This is a genomic window from Alteraurantiacibacter palmitatis (assembly GCF_037154115.1).
Taxonomy (GTDB): Bacteria; Pseudomonadota; Alphaproteobacteria; order Sphingomonadales; family Sphingomonadaceae; genus Alteraurantiacibacter; species Alteraurantiacibacter palmitatis.
Map to the genome: position 1 here is coordinate 1 of NZ_JBANRO010000004.1, position 15,740 is coordinate 15,740.

General features: G+C 64.2%; 13 protein-coding genes. 7 read left to right on the top strand and 6 right to left on the bottom strand.

The genetic code is table 11. From position 1 onward, the window contains the following. The first annotated feature begins 179 nt into the window (after positions 1-179). The gene (locus WFP44_RS05265; protein WP_336925355.1) at positions 180-962 is read left to right on the top strand and encodes an IS5 family transposase; all 783 of its coding nucleotides are present in this window, start codon (positions 180-182) and stop codon (positions 960-962) included. 250 nt (positions 963-1,212) lie between these two features. Here WFP44_RS05265 and guaA read toward each other — a convergent pair whose 3' ends face one another. Next, positions 1,213-2,781, bottom strand: coding sequence for a glutamine-hydrolyzing GMP synthase (gene guaA, locus WFP44_RS05270; RefSeq protein WP_336925356.1), 1,569 nt, complete (start codon positions 2,779-2,781; stop codon positions 1,213-1,215). Between the two features lie 247 nt (positions 2,782-3,028). On the opposite strand from guaA, the gene WFP44_RS05275 reads away from it, so the two are divergent. The 4 genes from WFP44_RS05275 to WFP44_RS05290 all read left to right on the top strand — a co-directional run bounded on the left by WFP44_RS05275 (position 3,029) and on the right by WFP44_RS05290 (position 7,329). Then, positions 3,029-3,328 carry a hypothetical protein gene (locus WFP44_RS05275; protein WP_336925357.1) on the top strand — a complete coding sequence of 100 codons (300 nt, stop codon included), beginning with the start codon at positions 3,029-3,031 and terminating at the stop codon, positions 3,326-3,328. Positions 3,329-3,413: 85 nt separating this feature from the next. Beyond that, entirely contained in the window at positions 3,414-3,593 is a 180-nt protein-coding gene (locus WFP44_RS05280; RefSeq protein ID WP_336925358.1) for a hypothetical protein, read from the top strand. Between the two features lie 296 nt (positions 3,594-3,889). After that, positions 3,890-6,442: a DNA topoisomerase (ATP-hydrolyzing) subunit B gene (gene gyrB / locus WFP44_RS05285; protein WP_336925360.1), complete on the top strand. Its 2,553-nt coding sequence runs from the start codon at positions 3,890-3,892 to the stop codon at positions 6,440-6,442. Between the two features lie 275 nt (positions 6,443-6,717). After that, positions 6,718-7,329: a glycoside hydrolase family 11 protein gene (locus WFP44_RS05290; protein WP_336925361.1), complete on the top strand. Its 612-nt coding sequence runs from the start codon at positions 6,718-6,720 to the stop codon at positions 7,327-7,329. 76 nt (positions 7,330-7,405) lie between these two features. On the opposite strand, the gene WFP44_RS05295 is transcribed toward WFP44_RS05290, so the two are convergent. From WFP44_RS05295 to lgt, 4 genes are all read right to left on the bottom strand, one after another. Next, on the bottom strand, positions 7,406-8,458 hold the full coding sequence (locus WFP44_RS05295) for an alpha/beta hydrolase (protein ID WP_336925362.1): 1,053 nt from the start codon (positions 8,456-8,458) through the stop codon (positions 7,406-7,408). Positions 8,459-8,482: 24 nt separating this feature from the next. Beyond that, positions 8,483-9,505, bottom strand: a complete 1,023-nt coding sequence (locus tag WFP44_RS05300) for an alpha/beta hydrolase (RefSeq protein WP_336925363.1) — start codon at positions 9,503-9,505, stop codon at positions 8,483-8,485. Between the two features lie 138 nt (positions 9,506-9,643). Next, the gene (locus tag WFP44_RS05305; protein ID WP_336925364.1) at positions 9,644-10,705 is read right to left on the bottom strand and encodes a class I SAM-dependent methyltransferase; all 1,062 of its coding nucleotides are present in this window, start codon (positions 10,703-10,705) and stop codon (positions 9,644-9,646) included. After that, entirely contained in the window at positions 10,702-11,574 is an 873-nt protein-coding gene (gene lgt, locus WFP44_RS05310; RefSeq protein WP_336925365.1) for a prolipoprotein diacylglyceryl transferase, read from the bottom strand. Before lgt ends, WFP44_RS05305 begins: the two co-directional genes overlap by 4 nt. A 134-nt stretch (positions 11,575-11,708) precedes the next feature. On the opposite strand from lgt, the gene WFP44_RS05315 reads away from it, so the two are divergent. Next, complete coding sequence (locus WFP44_RS05315) at positions 11,709-14,468, top strand: [protein-PII] uridylyltransferase (protein WP_336925367.1); 2,760 nt, start codon at positions 11,709-11,711, stop codon at positions 14,466-14,468. Between the two features lie 3 nt (positions 14,469-14,471). Here WFP44_RS05315 and WFP44_RS05320 read toward each other — a convergent pair whose 3' ends face one another. After that, the gene (locus WFP44_RS05320; RefSeq protein WP_336925368.1) at positions 14,472-15,152 is read right to left on the bottom strand and encodes a YggS family pyridoxal phosphate-dependent enzyme; all 681 of its coding nucleotides are present in this window, start codon (positions 15,150-15,152) and stop codon (positions 14,472-14,474) included. Here WFP44_RS05320 and WFP44_RS05325 point away from each other — a divergent pair. Next, entirely contained in the window at positions 15,137-15,718 is a 582-nt protein-coding gene (locus WFP44_RS05325; protein ID WP_336925370.1) for a thiamine phosphate synthase, read from the top strand. The two genes, WFP44_RS05320 and WFP44_RS05325, sit on opposite strands and share 16 nt — an antisense overlap. Positions 15,719-15,740 lie beyond the last annotated feature (22 nt).

Consider the following 15,740-nt stretch of genomic DNA (forward strand, 5'->3'; position numbering starts at 1 on the left):
CTTCCTGCTCCTTCAAAACAGCGATGATCTGCTCCTCGCTGAACCTGCTCCGCTTCATTCGTCCGTCTCCTTCTCAGAGCCTGATCCGAAATTAAGTTGAGTGGTGCCAGCGGGTTAGCTTGACGCGAGCCCAAGTCGCTGATTCACGGGGTTTTGCAACAAACTTCGGGAGTTCAACGATGTGGACCGACACCACCCGGGCGCAGTATGCCCGTGCCGACCTGGCTTTGCCAAGCGATTTGACCGATGCGGAATGGGCCGTGCTGGAGCCGTTACTTCCGGGCCCTTGCTGTGTAGGGCGACCGCGCAAATGGCCGCTGCGGCGGATCATCGAGGCGATCCTGTATCTGCTGCGCGGTGGGCTGCCCTGGCGGATGTTGCCGCCCTGCTTTCCTCCGGTCTCGACGGTGCGGCGCTGGTTCTATCTGTGGCGCGACAATGGTCTGTGGCTCTCGCTCAATCACGCCCTGCTGCTGATCGGGCGGGAAGCCCTCGGGCGCGAGGCTTCTCCGAGCGCTGGGGTCATCGACAGCCAAAGCGTGAAAACCACGGAAAGCGGCGGGCCTTGCGGCTATGACGCAGGCAAGAAGATCAAGGGCCGCAAGCGACACATCGTGACCGACACCGAGGGCAATCTCGTTCATGCCGTGATCCACACCGCTGACGTGCAGGATCGCGATGGCGCGCCGTTTGTTCTGGCCGAGATCATCCGCCGTCACCCTTGGCTCAGGCACATCTTCGCCGATGGCGGCTATGCTGGCGACAAGCTTCGCCAGGCGCTGCGCAAGATCGGGAAGTGGACGGTCGAGATCATCAAGCGATCCGACCATGCCAAGGGCTTCGAGGTCCTGCCCAGACGCTGGGTGGTCGAGCGGACCTTTGCGTGGCTCGGTCGCAACCGCCGCCTCGCCAAAGACTTCGAGCAGACCATCGCATCGGCAACCGTCCGTCGCCTCGAATAGAAACATCGTTCCAGATGTCTTTAAGGCATAATCCGGGTGCGGCGCGGGATGAAGTAGCCTTACGCTGTCCGCTCCAATCAGTGAGGCGTGCTGCCCTGCCAGCCATGCATCCCGCCAAAAGGTAGTGCCATGCCTCTCAAGCGGGGAACCAATTTCGTCGCGGCAGGAGTTTACCGCCTCATTGAAAGCAGCAACATCTGACCAGACCGCAAGCCTATCTGCCCATGCCCTCAGCCGCGCTGGATCCATTTCACTCCCACTCGATCGTCCCCGGCGGCTTGCTGGTGAAGTCATAGACCACGCGGTTGATGCCCTGCACTTCGTTGACGATGCGGGTGGCGACGCCGGTCAGGAAATGCGGGTCGAACGGATAGACATCCGCCGTCATCCCGTCGGTGCTGGTTACGGCGCGCAGGCCGCACACGCTGTCATAGGTGCGGTAGTCGCCCATCACGCCCACCGTCTTCACCGGCAGCAGCACGGCGAAAGCCTGCCAGATCGCGTCATACAGCCCCGCTTTGCGAATCTCGTCGAGATAAATCGCGTCGGCCTTGCGCAGAATGTCGCAGCGTTCCTTGGTCACTTCGCCGGGGATGCGGATGGCAAGGCCGGGGCCGGGGAATGGATGGCGGCCCACGAAGATGTCGGGCAGGCCCAGCTCGCGGCCCAGCACGCGCACCTCGTCCTTGAACAATTCGCGCAAGGGTTCGACCAGTTTCATGTTCATGCGTTCGGGCAGGCCGCCGACATTGTGATGGCTCTTGATCGTGACCGAAGGCCCGCCGGTGAAGGAGACCGATTCGATCACATCGGGGTAAAGCGTGCCTTGGGCAAGGAAATCGGCCCCGCCGATCTTCTTCGCCTCCTCCTCGAACACGGCGATGAATTCCGCGCCGATGAACTTGCGCTTGGCTTCGGGGTCGGTCACGCCGGCCAGGCCCGCCATGAAGCGCTCCTCGGCATCCACCACCACCAGCGGGATGTTGTAATGGTCGCGGAACATGGTTTCGACCTGTTCCCGCTCGTTCATGCGCAGCAGGCCGTGATCGACGAACACGCAGGTGAGCTGGTCCCCAATGGCCTCGTGAATCAGGATCGCCGCAACAGAGGAATCGACCCCGCCCGACAGGCCGCAGATCACGCGGCCATCGCCCACCTGTGCGCGGATTTCGGCAACCTTGGTCTCGCGGTAGGCGGCCATCGTCCAGTCGCCCTTCAGCCCGCACACGCGGTGGACGAAATTGGCGAGCAGCTTGGCCCCATCGGGCGTGTGCACCACTTCGGGGTGGAACTGCGTGCCGTAAAACTGCCGCGCCTCGTCCGCGATCACGGCAAAGGGCGCGCCGTCCGATACCGCCACGATCTCGAAACCGGGGGCGAACTGCGTCACCTTGTCGCCATGGCTCATCCACACCTGATGCCGTTCGCCCACATTCCACAGGCCATCGAACAGCGCGCAGGGCTTGGCGACGGTGAGGTAGGCGCGGCCGAATTCGCCGCCATCCCCGGTTTCATGGCCGGGGCGCACTTCGCCGCCCAATTGGTGACTCATCACCTGCTGGCCGTAGCAGATGCCAAGGATCGGCACGCCCGCCTCGAAAAGCAGGGCCGGAGCGCGCGGGCTGCCTTCGTCGGGCACGCTGGCGGGCGAGCCTGACAGGATGATGCCCTTGGGGCGCATCCGGTGAAATGCGGCCTCGGCCATGCTGAAAGGGGCAATCTCGCAATAGACGCCCGCTTCGCGCACGCGGCGCGCGATCAACTGGGTCACCTGGCTGCCGAAATCGACGATGAGGATGGAATCAGGGTGTTCGCTCATGGCCCACGCGCTTGCCTTGAAGCGGGCGCGCTGTCCAGCCGTGCGGCCCCCTCCGGCCGCAAGACAACGCGCCTGTGTGACAATCCGTATGTGACAATCCGGCGAAAGCGCCTTTGAGAAATGCGCAACAGGCGTCGCGTTTTTCGCATTTGCACCATTTCATGCTGCAATGCACAAAGCTTCACGAGAGATGTCCGAACGGCTCCACCCCAGTTTGATTGCCCAACCGATCAATGGAGCACCGACCATGAAGACTGTTCTTTTCGCCGCCGCCCCCGCACTGGCCCTTGCTTCCGCGCTCTCTGCCCCCGCCGCCGCGCAAAGCGTGATGATCATCAAGATGGGCTATGACCGCGCCCCGCGCGCCGAAGCCGCCCTTGCCGCCGATGCCATCGTGGCCGAAGCCGCCGAACGCGCCTGCCCGCGTCCCTTCCTGCGCAATCTGCGGGCGCAGGAACTCTACCGCCTGTGCCTGGCCGAAGCGCGCGCCGAAGCCGAAGCCAAGCTGGCCGCGCGCGAAACCCCGACGGAACTGGCACGCCGCTGATCTGCGCACAAGGTCTTGTCACATATTGAAAACATACAGGTTGCAAAACTTGCAACAACTGTCAAATTCTTCGCAATTGCACAAAATGCGTATTGACCTATCTGCACCTCGCAAGCGGGCCGCCTCCATCTCTCTCCCTCCCTCTCCCCCGGAGGCGGTCCGCAAAACAGGAGCAAAAACCATGCGCAATTTCGCCACGACGCTGCTGGCCTCGATCGCTTCGCTGGCCGTCAGCGCCACGATGTTCAACGCCATTCTCGTCTGAGTTTGGCCTCGTCCGAAGCCGCACGGCCCGGACGACATAGGAATCTGGATATGACCACTTTTGCCAAGCGCGTGCTCAACGCCTATTTCGACAGCGTTGCGCGCCTGCCTTACCCGGCGATCTGGATGGCCTGATCGGCATCCCGATCCGGCCGCCCGCAACGGGCCTGAACGGCCGCTCCTTCAAAAGGGGCGGCCGTTTGCATTTGCGCCCAGAATGCGCCGCCTTGAACAAGTTGTGGAACACCCCGCCCAAAGGCGGTGCTTTTGCTTCCTAAAGTGCCTGCAGATTCCTATATGATGGGCATGACCGATACCTCTGCCACTCCGCCCCAGAAAGACGTCCGCACCGCCGAATACGGCGCCGAGAGCATCAAGGTGCTCAAGGGCCTCGATGCCGTGCGCAAGCGGCCCGGAATGTATATCGGCGATACCGATGACGGATCGGGCCTGCACCACATGGTGTTCGAGGTATCCGACAACGCGATTGACGAGGCGCTGGCCGGCCATTGCGACCTGGTGCTGATCGAACTCAACCCCGATGGCAGCGTCAGCGTCGAAGATAACGGACGCGGCATTCCGGTGGACATCCACAAGGAAGAAGGCGTGTCCGCCGCCGAGGTCATCATGACCCAGCTTCACGCAGGCGGGAAGTTCGAGAATACGAGCGACGACAACGCCTACAAGGTGTCGGGCGGCCTGCACGGCGTGGGCGTCTCGGTTGTGAACGCGTTGTCCGAATGGCTTGAGCTGACCGTTTGGCGCGACGGGAAGGAGCACTGGATCCGGTTTGAGCACGGCGATGCCGTGGCTCCGCTGAAAGTGGTGGGCGATGCGCCGAAGGTTACCGGCAATGCCGACCCGAACGGCTTCAAGAAGGGCACCCGCGTCACCTTCAAGGCGAGCGAGGAGACCTTCAAGAACGTCCTCGAATTTGATTTCGACAAGCTCGAGCACCGCTACCGCGAACTCGCCTTCCTCAATTCGGGCGTGCGCATCCTTTTGCGCGACAAGCGGCATGAGGAAGTGCTGGAGCACGACCTGTATTACGAAGGCGGCATCGCGGCCTTCGTCAAATATCTCGACCGCAACAAGCAGGCCCTTGTTCCCGAACCGATTTCGGTAAGCGCGGAGAAGGACGGGATCGGCATCGATGTCGCGCTGGAATGGAACGATTCCTATTACGAAAACGTGCTGTGCTTCACCAACAACATCCCGCAGCGCGACGGCGGCACGCATCTGGCCGCTTTCCGCGCAGCCTTGACGCGCACGCTCAACAATTATGCCGAACGCTCGGGCCTGCTGAAGAAGGAAAAGGTCAGCCTGTCGGGCGAGGATATGCGCGAAGGCTTGACCGCGATTGTCAGCGTGAAGCTGCCTGATCCCAAGTTCTCCAGCCAGACCAAGGACAAGCTCGTCTCCTCCGAGGTGCGATCACCGCTCGAAAGCCTGATGGGCGACAAGATGAACCAGTGGCTGGAAGAAAACCCGGCCGATGCCAAGCAGATCATCCAGAAGGTGATCGACGCCGCCGCCGCGCGCGAGGCTGCGCGCCGCGCCCGCGAAATGAGCCGCAAGGGCGCGATGAGCGTCGCCAGCCTGCCCGGCAAGCTGGCCGATTGCCAGGAACGCGACCCCGCCAAGTCCGAACTGTTTCTGGTCGAAGGCGATTCGGCCGGGGGCAGCGCCAAGCAGGGCCGCGACCGCAAGACGCAGGCGATCCTGCCCCTGCGCGGCAAGATCCTGAACGTCGAACGCGCCCGGTTCGACCGGATCATATCCTCCAAGGAAGTGGGCACGCTGATCCAGGCAATGGGCACGGGCCTGCGCGATGAATTCAATCTGGAAAAGCTGCGCTACCACAAGATCGTCATCATGACCGACGCCGACGTGGACGGCGCGCATATCCGCACGCTGCTGCTCACCTTCTTCCACCGGCAGATGCCCGAAATCGTCAAGGCGGGGCATCTGTTCATCGCCCAGCCGCCGCTGTTCAAGGTGGCGAAGGGCCGCAGCGAGGTTTACCTGAAGGATCAGGCCGCGCTCGACCGCTATCTGGTGGAAGCGGGCCTGCAAGGGCGCGTGCTCGAAACATCGGGCGGCGCGCGCGGGGGCAGCGAATTGGCCGATATCGTGGCGCGCGCCCTGCGGCTGAAGAACACGCTGGCCTTCGTGCCGCGCAAGTATGAGCCGCAGGTGATCGAGGCGATGGCGCTGAAGGGCGCGCTGGCCCCCGGCCTCTCGCCCGCCGACCGCGCCGCGCGGCTTGCCGATGCCGCCGCGCATTTGCAGGCAGGTGATGCCGATGCCGAATGGGCCGCTTCGCTCACCGATGATGGCACTGTGCGGTTCGAACGCAAATGGCGCGGCGTGGCCGATGTCCATCTGATCGAGGGGAAGTTCCTCGACAGTGCCGAAGCGCGCAAGGTGCACGCCCGCGCCGCCGAACAGGGCGATGTCTTTATCACCCCGGTGCGGCTGGTGCGTTCGGGCAGCGAAGCAGCGGAAGCCGAAGCCGAGATTGCCGATGGGGGCGATGACACCGCGACGCCCTCGCTGCTCCCCGTCTCGCCCGATGCCATCATGCTTCCCACGCAATTGGTGGAGGCGGTGATGGCGGCAGGCCGCAAGGGCCTGTCGGTGCAGCGCTACAAGGGCCTTGGCGAAATGAACGCCGAGCAATTGTGGGAAACCACGCTCGACCCGGAAAACCGCGCGCTGTTGCAGGTGAAGGTCGAGGATGCCGACGTCACCGACGAGATCTTCACCCGCCTGATGGGCGATGTGGTCGAACCGCGCCGCGAATTCATTCAGGACAACGCGCTGAACGTCGCCAATCTCGATATCTAGGGCGCCCGCTCTCTCTCGCCGCCGATCCGCTCCGCCGGCGCTTTCTTCACCATGATGAAGGAAGCGGGCGCCTGGCCATACGTATGGGCCATCAGCGCACTTGACGCATTCATCCAAATATGAGAGCGCTACCAAACGCTTAGGAGAATCGCCAAAAGGCGCCGGGCGCTAATCAAAAAAATGAGAGGGGGTAAGAGGATATGTTGAAGGGTGCAAAAATGGTAGCGTTATCACGCGCTGCCAAAACCGTCGTTTTGGGTGTCGCCGCCAGCCTTATGGTAAGCGTTACCGCGCAGGCGCAGACAATCTGCAGCAATGGCACGGGCAATCAGGGCGGCTATTTCTGGACATTCTTCCGCGACAGCGGATCGGGCTGCATGACGCTGGGCGCAGGCGGCAATTACAGCGTCAGCTGGCAGCTGGGCAGCAGCGGAAATCTGGTGGTCGGCAAGGGCTGGGCCACCGGATCGACCAGCCGCGTCGTCAATTACAATGCCGGCGTCTTCAATCCGGGCAATAACGGCTATCTCACGCTCTATGGCTGGACCACCAACCCGCTGGTCGAATATTACGTGGTCGATAACTGGGGCAATTACACCCCGCCGGGCGCGCAATCGATGGGCACCGTGACCAGCGATGGCGGCACCTACAACATCTACCGCACGCAGCGCGTCAACGCCCCGTCGATCATCGGCACCGCCACCTTCTACCAATATTGGAGCGTGCGCACGCAGAAGCGGCCCACCGGCCAGAACCACCGCATCACTTTCCAGAACCATGTCAATGCATGGCGCAACCGCGGCTGGAACCTGGGCCAGATGAATTACCAGGTGATGGCCGCCGAAGGGTTTGGCAGCAATGGCAGCGCCAATCTGACGGTCTGGTAAACAGTCTCCCCCGCGCTATGCGGACACTGCGGGGCTGGCCTTTACGGGCCAGCCCCTTTTTTTCTTAAAGGAGCGCTTACTCCGTCCCCATATCCAGCCGGTCTGCCAGCCAGGGCAGCACCACGTCCTGAAAGCGCGGGCCGATCCTGTCGGTATGCGTGCCGTCATAGACTTCCCAGAAATGCGGCAGGCCGAACTTGGCGAATTCCTGATGGATCAGCGTGTCGTCCGTCACCAGCCCGTCGCGGTTGCCCACATCAAGCCCGATACCATCGAAACTGCGCAAGGCTTCGACGCGCGAAGACACCATCGCCAGCGGCGAATTGGCCGCCCAGCGCGCCAGCACCAGTTCGTCGAGCGCGCCTTCCTCGTCCACCGCCCAATCGACATAGAAGGGCGGCTTTTGCGGATTGGGCGACCAGGCGACCGCGCTGGCCAGACCTGCGCGCATCCCGAACCCGGCCTGATCGACACCGTCGCGCGGCACAGCGGCCATCGTGGCGGCGCTTTCAGCGGTTTCGCGGCGGGCGGAAACGCAGCAGGGGCTTTGCGCCCAGATGCTGTCGAACACCTCAGGATGGGTCATCCCCACCACCAGCGTGCCGTATCCGCCCATCGAATGGCCGACCAGCGCGCGGCCATCCCGGCTGGCAATCGTGCGGTATTGCGCGTCAATCGCGGCAACCAGATCGGTGGCGATGAAATCGCGGAAATTGCCCGTGGTGACGCTGTTCGAATACATCGACCCGCCCATCGCGGTCAGCGTATCGGGCACCACCACGATAAACTCGCGCCCCGCCGCCGCATTGGTGGCAACCGCCGTTGGCACCTGCATATAGTCATAGAAATCGCGGCCCGAAATCGCAAAGCCGTGCAGGTAATAGACCACCGGATAGCGCCGATCCGGGCTGCTGCCATAGCTGGGCGGCAGCACCACCATCACCTCGCGCAGCGGCGAATTGCCTTCAAGGTTCCCCTCCAGCGATGCGCCGTGCACCATGATCGCCTCGACCGTGATTCCGGCGGGCACCACGGCATCGGGTGCGGTGATGTTCTGCGCGGCGGCCGGATTTGCGAGGGGAACGGCCAGCAGCAGCGCGGCGCCGGCGGCAAGGATCGTGCGGATCATGTCATTCTCTCCTGCGAAAGGTGTTCAGCGGTCCAGATGCTGCGCGAAGAAGGGCAGCACATGGGTGCGGATACGCTCGGCAATGCGGTTGCCGTGATCGCCTTCATACAGCTCGAACTGGTAGGCGACGCCGAACCGGTCGAGTTCGCGCATGAAGGCGTAATTGCCTTCCAGCAGGAAATCGGCATCGCCAATGTCGATGGCAAAGCCTTCCAGCGCGTTCAGCGCGGGCAGATATTGCGGCAGCAGCACCAGCGGCGAATTGGCGGCCAGACGCTGGTTCGCCAGCGGGTCGAGCGTGCCGTCTGCGCGAAGGCCGGTGTAGATTTTCAGGAAGCCTTCATCGGTCGGGTCGGGCGTCCATGTGGCGGCGGTGGACACGGCGGCCAGCTCCCCAAAACCGGCCGCCTCGGCCTGTTCGGGCGTCATCGCGGCGATGGCGCGGGCCTGATCGGCGGTCAGCTCCATCGGCGGCAGGCAGCACGCGCTCATCATATAGATGCTGGAAAACACGCCGGGATTCTTCATCGCCACGCGGATCGTGCCGTATCCGCCCATCGAATGGCCGGCGAGGCCCCGGCTTTCCGGCGCCGGGATCGTGCGCAGATTGGCATCGGCCCAGGCCACCAGATCGCGCGCCACCATGCTTTCGTAATCGCCCACGGTCGGCCCGCTGGAATAGAAGCCGCCGCGCCGCAGCGAATAGCCATCGGGCATCACCATGATGAAGTCCTGGCCCGCCTCTGCCGCGGCCTGCACCGCTTCGTGCAGGCGGAATCCTGCCTGCTGCGCATCGAGCGGCCCCCAATAGCCGTGCAGAAAATAGACCACCGGATAGCGGCGATCGGGGTTTTCGTCATAGCCGGGCGGGGTTGCCACCACCACGCGGCGCTCAGGCGAATTGCCTTCCAGATTGCCTTCGAGCGAGGGCGAATGGAAGGTCATGAACGTGGCGCGCGCCTGCTCCTGCGCGGCGGCAGGTGCGCTTGTCGCGGTGATGGCAAAGGCGGCGGCAAAAGCGGCAATCCGCCTTGTCAGTTTCGGCATATCTCTCCCCCGTATTATTGGCACGGATCATTGGCGGGCTGCACGGCCCGGCTCTGCCATGCAGGTTGCGGCGAGTGGCCCGCGCTTGTCCAGCGCCTTTTAGGTAAGAGATTGTCGCAGGGCCGTTTGTCGCCCCTATCAGCGCTGCGGCGGAAAGCCCGCGCCATCGGGCCAGTCGGGAGCAGCCAGACCCATCACCTTGAACAATTCCCCCATCTGCCCCGGTTCCACCAGCCGATCGCGCGCGGCCATCAACGCGCTGCGGTGCTGCGGGGCGAAGGCGGCCAGCGCTTCGGCCCGCTGATCAATGCCCAGCGCGGTCAGCCATTCGCCTTGCGTGGTGGTGCCCAGCCAGCGCGCCCCGCCCGCCAGCGCCACCTGCCGCGCCTGGTCGAAATCGACATGGGCGGTGAGGTCCGCCTCGCCCGGATGATCGAGCGGATCGACCTTGCGGTGCAGGCGCAAGGCTTGCAGTGTCGAGCCGGTGCGCGGCGCGGCATGGCCATAATCGATGAACAGCGCCGCCCCGCCCTGCGCCACAAGCCGCCCGGCCACCTCGAACAGGGTGGCCGCCGCGCCGGGGCAGGTCTCGATGATCGTGCCGATCTGGGCCGAGCGCCGGTTTTCGGGCACGGCAGCGTCCATCGGCTGGCGTCCGGCGACAGGGAAGAAGCGGCCGCTTTCGTCCACATCCACCATTACTTCGCGCCAGCCCTGATCGGTCATCACCAATTGGCGCACGGGCAGCGCATCGAGAAATTCGTTCGCCACCAGCAGGATCGGCCCGGTGCGCGGCACGCTGGCAAGATCGTGGTGGTGGATCGCGTGCGGCACCTGTTCGAGCTGCACATCGCGCAGCCGCACCGACCCTTCAATCAGATGCGCGCGCGGTTCAAAGCCATAGCGCTTCATCGCGCGCAGCGCATCGCGCGCCAGAAAGCCGCGCCCCGGCCCCAGTTCGACGAAATGCACAGGCTCCAGCCGCCCGCCCCTGATCCACATATCGGCCAGCCACAGGCCGATCAGTTCACCGAACATCTGGCTGATATCGGGCGCGGTGATGAAATCGCCCTCCTCGCCAAAGGGCTGACCTTCGGAATAATAGCGGGCGTTGCTCTCGCCCATGAACTGCATCAGGCTGATGGGCCCGGTTGCCGCAATCAGCCGGCGGAAGATGTCCGCCTGGCTCGCCTGCTTCATTGGGTCGGAGAGCCGGGGGGCGGGGTATAGCCCGTGGCCATCGCCGGCCGCATCAGCGACCACGCCACCAGCGCAAGGCCCGCCGCGATCAGCGGCAAGGTCAGCCACTGGCCCATGTTGAGGCCGCTCTGCGCTGCGAATTCGGCGAGATGTGCATCGGGTTCGCGGAAGAATTCGGCAAGGAAGCGGCCCAGCGAAATCGTGACGGTGAACACACCCACCAGCAGTCCCGTGCGATAGCGCGCGCGCGTCAGCCAGAACAGCGAGAGCATCACCACGATCACCAGCAGCCCTTCCAGCCCCGCCTGATACAGCTGGCTGGGGTGGCGCGGTTCCGGCCCCGCACCGGGGAACACCATCGCCCAAGGCACCAGCGATTCCACCGGCCGGCCCCACAATTCGCCATTGATGAAATTGGCAAGGCGACCAAACAGCATCCCGAAGCCCACATTGACGGCGATATAATCGCACACGCGCACGAAGTTGAGGCCGTTGCGCCACGCGACAAAGGCAATGGCCAACACCACGCCGATCAGCCCGCCATGGAAGCTCATCCCGCCGCCCAGCGTGTTGAACATCTCCCACGTGCCGAGGAAGTCGGGCCGGTAGAAGATCACATAGCCGAGCCTTCCGCCCGCGATGATGCCGATCATGCAATAGAAGAACAGGTCATCGGCATGGCGCTTGGCCAAAGGGGCGCCGGGCGCATCGATCATGCGGCGCAGGTGCCAATATCCCAGCACCAACCCCGCCAGATAGGCGAGCGAGTAATAGCGCAGGGTGAAGAAGCCCAGGTCAATCCCCTGCTTCAGCCCCAGATCGGCCCAGTTGATTGCGTTGCCCGCAGCAACCGCCAGAAATTCGAGCATCGGTATCAGCGCCCTTGTCTTGCCAGCCTCATTCGTCCGGCCCCACCGCACGTGCGACGGGCAATGGCACAGCAGAGGGGCAGACGAAAGGCAGCTTTTGCACATTTGCGCGCAGAGCCTTATGGGCATGGCCTGTGTCCTTTGACGATCTCACCCGCCAGCGCGCCATCATCGATCGCCGCGCGCTCGTCGCCGCCATTGCCCAGGCTGTCGAGGCCAAGGGGGCCGCTTCTGCGCGCAAAACGATCACCGGCCTGCTGCGCACGGCGCTGGATGATGGCCGCGCCGAACTGGCGCAGCGCCTGCTGGCAAAGCCCGCCGCCGGGCACGAGATCATGCATGGCCACGCCTTCCTGATCGACCAAATCATCCGCGTGGTGCACGATCATGTGACCGGCGATCTGTATCCCGTCGCCAACCGCAGCAGCGGCGAACGCCTCGCGCTGATGGCGGTGGGCGGATATGGGCGCGGCGAAATGGCGCCGCATTCGGATGTCGATATCGCCTTCCTCACCCCGGCCAAACCCACCGCCTGGTGCGAACAGGTGGTCGAATCGATCCTGTATTTCCTGTGGGATCTGGGCCTGACCGTGGGCCATTCCACGCGCAGCCTCGATGAAATGGTGCGCCAGGCACGCGGTGATCTGACGATCCGCACTGCCATTCTGGAAGGGCGCTATCTGTGGGGAGACAAGGACATCCACCGGCAGGCGGAAGACCGGTTCTGGGGCGAAGTCGTGCCCGGATCAGAAGCGCAGTTCGTGACCGAAAAGCTGGCCGAACGCGACGCGCGCCACAAGCGCATGGGCGATTCGCGTTATGTCGTGGAACCCAATGTGAAGGACGGCAAGGGCGGGCTGCGCGATCTGCAGACGCTCTACTGGATCGGCAAATATGTCTACCGGGTGCGCAGCGCTGCCGAACTGGTGGACAAGGGGCTGTTCACGCCGGAAGAATATGGCAGCTTCCGCCGCGCCGAAGGCTTTCTGCTGGCGGTGCGCTGCCACCTCCACACACTGGCCAAGCGGGGCGAGGACCGGCTGACTTTCGACCTGCAACGCGAAGTGGCGCGGCGGATGCGCTATTCCGACAGGCCGGGCAAAAGCGCGGTCGAACGCTTCATGCAGTTCTACTTTTTGCAAGCGAAGCACGTCGGCAATCTGACCGGCGTGTTTCTGGCGCAGATGCGCGAACAGGCGGCGGAGCGCAAACAGCGCGAAGGTCTGCTCCAGCGCTTCCGCCGTCCGCGCGAGGTCGAGGGCTATCCCTTGCGCGGCGGCAAGCTGAGCGCGCCCACCGACGGCTGGTTCCGCGATGATCCCGTGCGGCTGGTGGAAATCTTCACGCTGGCCGAGCGCGAGGGGCTGGAAATCCACCCCGAAACCTTCCGCATCATCCGCCGCGACGCGCCGCTGATCCATGCCGAGACGCGCAAGTCCGAACGCGCCAATGCGGCTTTCCTCGATGTGCTGACCGGGCAGCGCGACCCCGAAACCGTGCTGCGCTGGATGAACGAGGCGGGCGTGTTCGGCCGCTTCGTGCCCGATTTCGGCAAGGTCGGCGGGCAGATGCAGTTCGATATGTATCACCATTACACGGTGGACGAACACACGATCCGCGCCATTGGCCTGCTCAGCCAGATCGAACGCGGCGAACTGGCCGAGGATCACCCGCTGGCGACCCGCATCCTGCCCGGCCTCAAATACCGGCGCGTGCTCTATGTCGCGGTGCTGCTGCACGATATTGCCAAGGGGCGCGGCGGCGACCATTCGGTGCTGGGTGCAGAGGTGGCGATGAAGCTGTGCCCGCGTTTCGGCATGACCGCACAGGAAACAAAGCTGGTCGCGTGGCTGGTGCGCTATCACCTGTGGATGAGCGCGACCGCCTTCAAACGCGACCTGTCCGATCCCAAGACCATCGCCAGCTTTACCGAGGAAGTGGACGACCTCGAAAAGCTCGCGCAGCTCACCGTGCTGACCATCGTCGATATCCGCGCAGTCGGCCCCGGCATCTGGAACAGCTGGAAGCGCCAATTGCTGAGCGAGCTGTACAATTACGCCGAGGAATATCTGCGCGGCGGCGGCGATGCGCAGTTGCAGGATCGCCGGCTGGCGGCCAAGCGCGCCGAAGTGCGCGAATTGCTGGGCAAACACGCGCAGCTGCTCGACGAACTCGATACGCGGTTTGACCGCGATTACTGGTTGCAGGAACCCGCCGACATCATCGCCATCAACCTGCCGCATTATGCCGAAGCGATGCGGGGCAAGCAGTCGCTTGCCATCCATACCGCCTATTACCCGGCGCGCGGGGCGACGCTGATCACCGTGATGGCCGATGACCATCCGGGCCTGTTCTCGCGCATTGCCGGCGCCATCAGCCTGGCGGGCGCGAACATCATCGATGCGCGCATCCACACCACGCGCGTGGGCAAGGCGGTGGACAATTTCCTGGTGCAGGACCCGCTGGGCAAGCCTTTCCGCGAGGAGGACCAGCTGGCCCGCCTCAAAAAGAGCATCGAGGATGCGCTGGCGGGCAAGATCGACATCGTGCCAAAGCTCGCCGCGCGTCCGCTGGCGCGCAGCCGTGCGGAAACCTTCCGGGTGGAACCGCGCGTCTTGTTCGACAACGAGGCATCGGACCGCTTTACCGTGATCGAAGTGACCGCGACCGATCGCCCCGCGCTGCTCAACCGCCTGACCCGCGCCATGTTCGAGGCCAGCCTGATCATCAATTCCGCGCACATCACCCAATATGGCGAACGCGCAGTGGACACCTTCTATGTGACCGACCTGCTCGGCCACAAGATCTTCAGCAAGGACCGGCTGGCCAAGGTGGAAGCCGCGCTGCTCGCCGCGATTGCCGCCGGCGAACCGCAGGGCGTCGCGGCGGAGTAGCTGCTACCCCCGCCCACCGAACAGCGCGGTGCCCACGCGGATATGCGTGGCGCCAAGCATTATCGCCGTTTCAAAGTCGCCGCTCATCCCCATGCTGCGGCCCCAGGGTTGTTCATCGGCCAGCCCGTTGTCGCGCGCCAGCTTGTCGAGCAGGGCAAAGAAGGGCGCGGGCTCGATATCGGCAGGCGGCACGCACATCAGGCCGGCCAGCGGAATGTCCGCGCCGCGCGCCTGTTCGAGCAGGGCAGGCAGATCGGCAATGGCGCAGCCGCCCTTCTGCTCCTCCGCGCCAATATTGACCTGCACGAAACAGGGGACGCGGCGCCGCGCCTTGTCCATTGCCTTGGCCAGAGCCGTCAGCAGCGATGGCCGGTCGAGCGAGTGTATCGCGTCGAACAGCGCCACCGCTTCGTCCGCCTTGTTCGATTGCAGCTGGCCGACAAGATGCAGCGATATGTCGGGGAATTGTTCCTTCAGCGCAGGGAATTTGGAAGCCGCTTCCTGCACGCGGTTTTCCCCGAACACGCGCTGGCCCGCGTCGAGCAAGGGCCGGATCGCGTCTGCCCCGTGCGTCTTGCTGACCGCAATCAAGGTGATTTCTGCCGGATCGCGGCGGGCAATGGCGCAGGCCTTGGCGATGCGGGCCTGCACTTGGCCGAGAAGAGAGGATGCGTTTTCATTCATGCCCGCGCTATAGCGCAGGGATGGCGCTGATCCAGTCTTTCCCCCAATTGTGGCTGCTGTCCGATGCGCGCAATGATGCGGTGCTGGAGGCGGCGCTCGCCCGCCTGCCGCGCGGCAGCGGGTTCATCTACCGCCATTACCATCTGCCGCCGGTGGAACGGCTGGCGCGTTTTGCGCGGCTGGCGCGGCTGGCGCGGGCGCGGGGGCACACGGTTGTTCTGGCCGACAGCGCGCTGACCGCCCGCGAATGGGGGGCAGACGGAATCTATGGCGCGCCGCGCGCGCTCTGCCCGCGCCGCGACGATCTGCTGCGCCTTGCCACCGTCCATTCGCTGGCCGAAATGGCTGCCGCGCGGCGCATGGGTGCGGACGCGGTGCTGCTGTCGCCTGTCTTTGCCACGCGCACGCATCCGGGCGCAGGTTTTCTGGGGCCGCTGCGCTGGCGTTTGCTGGCGGGCAAAGCAGGCGCGATGCCGGTAATCGCGCTGGGCGGGATGAACGCGCGCACCGCGCGGCGGCTGAATTGGCCACACTGGGCCGCGATAGATGGCCTCTCGGCGCTCTAGCGGTTGACGCGGAGTCGCTGGG